This window comes from Pseudomonas caricapapayae, from assembly GCF_001400735.1.
Classification (GTDB): domain Bacteria; phylum Pseudomonadota; class Gammaproteobacteria; order Pseudomonadales; family Pseudomonadaceae; genus Aquipseudomonas; species Aquipseudomonas caricapapayae.
Genome location: NZ_LJPW01000127.1, coordinates 1 through 1764 on the forward strand (window position 1 = coordinate 1; position 1764 = coordinate 1764).

Sequence of the window (1764 nt, forward strand, 5' to 3'; positions counted from 1 at the left end):
CTGGTGGCCGTGGCGGGTGTTTTGGGGAACAGTGCAGCACGTCGTTGCCGGTGTGTGCCGTGTTTATCGGTCATGCGGGGCGTTCTCTGCGCAGAAGCGGGCCATCTCGCCCGCGGTATGCAGAAGTGCATTCCAAGATGTGTGCCGATAATGTTTTTATCTAATAAAAACAAATAGATAGAGATTTAAAATCGAAAGATGGCTCGATTTTCAGGCAAAACATGCGAAATAGTGCGCAGGCTTCTGCGCGTCTATGCGAAAGCTCGTTTAGGTGCTGGAGGGCTTTATGTAGGGGGCGTGGCCGGTTTCAAACGGCCATGCGATGCGCAAGAGTTTGCACATCGCAGTTTTTTGCCACGAGTGTGAAGTCAGCCAGGCAGCGCAATTTCCACCTGAATGCTCTTGCGCGCCTTGAACGGCGCGAGCAGGGACTCGTCGTCTACCGGGTTGGTGATCAGCGTCCAGGGCTGGCGCAAGGGTGTCCAGTGCTGCTGACGAGCGCGGCCCAGTTTGGTGATGTCGGCCAGCACGAAGACCTGAGCGGCGCGCGCCAGCATGTTTTCCTTGAGGTACGCTTGTTCGGCACTGGCCTCGCACAGACCCAGTTCGGCCACCACGCCGTCGGCACTGATGAACAGTTTGTCGGCGCTCAGGTGTTCCAGCGCGGCTTGCGCCGCCACGCCATAGGTCGACATGCTCGATGCCCGCAGCGTGCCGCCCAGTACGGTGATTCGCCCGTCGGGAATCAACGCCAGATCGCCCAGTGCCAGCAGGTTGTTGGTGATCACATGCAGCCCGCGCCGCTGGTTGAGAATGTGCGCCAGCGCGCTGGTGCTGGTGCCGCCTTCGAGAAACAAGGTGTCGTGATCGTTGATATGAGCCAGTGCGGCACGGGCGATGTCCATTTTTTCCTGGCTGTGCTGGCGGCTGCGCTCTTCCAGAGAGGTTTCCGGTTCGCGCTGGCCAACGTGTGCAGCGCCGCCATAGGTGCGCAGAATCAGGCCTTCTTCGGCGAGAGCGGTCAGGTCGCGCCGAACGGTGGCTTCCGAGACGCCCAGTTGGGCGCACAGCTCGTCCACATTGGATTTGCCGGACAGAACCAGTTCAAGTATCGCTTGACGACGGTTGGCGACTTTCATTGCAGCCCTTGCGCTAAAGCCTGGAAACGGGATGCAACCTTACAACGACGCACCGCCGCATACCACCAGGCTTTGCCCGGTAATTGCGCCCGCGTCGGGGCCGAGTAGAAAGGCCGCCAGCCCCGCTATTTCTCCCGGTTGCACAAAACGTCCGATGGGCGGCTTTTGCGGTGGCGTGCCACTGCGTGCGGGGTCCAGCAACATGGGCGTTTCGGTCGCGCCGGGGGCGATCAGGTTGACGGTAATGCCGCGTGGTGCCAGCTCGATGGCCCATGAGCGAATCATGCCTTGCAGCGCAGCTTTGGTCGCGGCGTACTGACTGCGTTGTGCCGCACCCTGCATGGTGCGGCTGCCGATCATGAGGATACGTGAGCCATCGCGCAGCCGTGGGTAGAGCAGATTGACCATGTGGCTGGCCGCGGCCACGTGCAGATGCCACATCGCCTGGCCATCAGCTTCGTTCAGCTCTCCCAGCGGTGCGGTGCGCATGAAGCCTGCAGCATGGATCAGTGCATCGATGCGTAGTGTCTGTTGCAGCGCTTTGTCCAGCGCGCTGAAGTCATTGAGGTCGCACTCGCGCCAGGTAAAGTTCGCGTGGCTCAGGTCCGGCGCGCGCCGGCTCAGG

Annotated in this window: 2 protein-coding genes; both read right to left on the minus strand. The window is 60.9% G+C overall.

All coding sequences use genetic code 11. The annotated features are described in order from the left end of the window. Window positions 1–368: 368 nt before the first annotated feature. A complete protein-coding gene (locus ALO80_RS17615) occupies window positions 369–1139 on the minus strand; it encodes a DeoR/GlpR family DNA-binding transcription regulator (protein ID WP_054986328.1) in 771 nt (256 codons plus the stop codon). A gap of 39 nt (window positions 1140–1178) precedes the next feature. Further along, the coding region (locus ALO80_RS17620) for an SDR family NAD(P)-dependent oxidoreductase (RefSeq protein WP_055009928.1) at window positions 1179–1764 on the minus strand (586 nt) is incomplete at its 5' end.